Raw genomic sequence first — 1,771 nt, forward strand, 5'->3', positions numbered from 1 at the left:
CCCCTCCCCCGCACAGCCCCGCGAACCTCTCCGCGTCCACGTTCCCGCCCGACACGATCAGCCCGACCTTCCCGGACACCCCCTCGGCCTTCCCCGCGAGGAGCGCTGCCAGCGGCGTCGCCCCGCTCGGCTCGACCACGATCTTCAGGCGTTCGAACGCGAACCGCATCGCCGTCCTGATCTCGTCGTCCGAGACGAGCTCCACGGCGTCCACCAGCCGCTGGATCACCGCGAACGTCAGCTCCCCCGGCGTGTCCAGGGCCTGTCCGTCGGCGATCGTGCGGGGGATCGGGACGCTGACGCGGTGGCCGGCGTCGAGGGAGCGCTTCGTGTCGTCCCCGGCCTCGGGTTCGACGCCGATCACGCGGATGCCCGGCGCGAGCGCCTTAGCCGCCGTCGCGCACCCGGCGATCAGTCCGCCACCGCCGACCGGCACCAGCAGGGCGTCCAACTCGCCGACCTCTTCGAGGAGTTCGAGCGCGGCCGTGCCCTGTCCCGCCATCACGTGGGGGTGATTGTAGGGCGGGATCAGGGTCAGGCCACGCTCGGCGGCGAGGGCCTCGCTGATGGCCTCGCGGTCGCCGGTGTACCGGTCGTACGTGACGATCTCGGCGCCGTACCCGGCCGTCGCCTCGACCTTGGAGCGCGGCGCGTCCTCCGGCATGAGGATCACGGCTGTCGTGCCGAGTTCACGCGCGGCGAGGGCGACCGCCTGGGCGTGGTTGCCGGAGGAGTACGCGGCGAGCCCTCGCTCCAGCTGCTCCGGCGTGAGCCGGGACGCCGCGTTGTAGGCGCCCCGGAACTTGAACGCGCCGATCCGCTGGAAGTTCTCGCACTTCAGGTACACCTCGGCGCCGACCAGCTCGTCCAGCGTCCGCGAACGCAGGACCGGGGTGCGGTGCGCGACCCCTTCGAGGCGGACGGCCGCCTCGCGGACGTCGTCGAAGTCGATCGGCAGGTCTGTGGTCGTCATGGGTGGTCCACCTCTCCAGTCGTTGACACGCATTCAGTGCCGCTCTTCCGCTCTCGCCTGCGACAGATAGCTGTACGCCGAGGCCCTGGAGATCCCGAGCCGGGTCGCGACCTGTTCCACGGAGTGCCGGACGGCGAACACCCCCCGCGCGTCGAGGCTGCGGAACAGCTCCAGCCGGCGCGGGCGGTCGAGGTCGGACCAGGTGCCCTCCCGGGCGGGAAGGTGGGTGTCGACCAGGACGTCGACCACCGCGTCGATGTCGTGCTCGAACGTCGTCACCGGCGTCTGAGCCACCGGCACGGCCGGTCCGGCGAGCGCGCCGAGCAGGTTCTGCACCTTGGCGACCTCGGTGATGTCCACGTTCACGCACAGCGCGCCGAAGACCGTGCCCCCCGAGTCCCGCAGCACCATCGTGGACGACTTCACCAGCTTCCCCCCGACCGTGCGCGTCACGTAGTTCAGGTCGTCCGACGCCTCGTCGCCCCCGGCGAGCACCCGCAGCCCGATCTCGCTCATCGCGGCCCCCACCACGCGCCCGGTCACCGAACCGGCGACGGCCACGACCGAGTGCTCGGGCCGCCGGTAGTCGTGCAGCACCACCTCGCACACCGGCCCGAACGTCGCCACGAGCCCGTCCACCACCGGCCGCAGCGCCGCGAGGATCGCGTCCCGCTCGGCATCCCTGCCGCTTCCCATCGCCCGCCTCCCTCATCTCTACCCTTTAGACTACACATCCAGACTCTGGACGAACAGTCCACTTTCGAGTGACACCCCAGACCACCCCGGGCCACCCCCCAC

2 protein-coding genes are annotated in these 1,771 nt (G+C 71.4%); both read right to left on the reverse strand.

Going from position 1 to position 1,771, the window contains the following annotated elements; all coding sequences use genetic code 11:
* A partial coding sequence (locus tag AOK24_RS02995; protein ID WP_055718482.1) for a threo-3-hydroxy-L-aspartate ammonia-lyase occupies positions 1-973 on the reverse strand: 973 nt, incomplete at its 3' end.
* A 33-nt stretch (positions 974-1,006) separates the two neighbouring features.
* Positions 1,007-1,669: a helix-turn-helix transcriptional regulator gene (locus AOK24_RS03000; protein ID WP_055718483.1), complete on the reverse strand. Its 663-nt coding sequence runs from the start codon at positions 1,667-1,669 to the stop codon at positions 1,007-1,009.
* Positions 1,670-1,771: the final 102 nt, after the last annotated feature.

The sequence above is a fragment of the Streptomyces niveiscabiei genome (genome assembly GCF_001419795.1).
Classification (GTDB): Bacteria; Actinomycetota; Actinomycetes; order Streptomycetales; family Streptomycetaceae; genus Streptomyces; species Streptomyces niveiscabiei.

Excerpts from the sequence above, each read along its gene's own strand:
- AOK24_RS03000 (WP_055718483.1), bottom strand. The coding sequence starts at position 1,669 with ATGGGAAGCGGCAGGGATGCCGAGCGGGACGCGATCCTCGCGGCGCTG.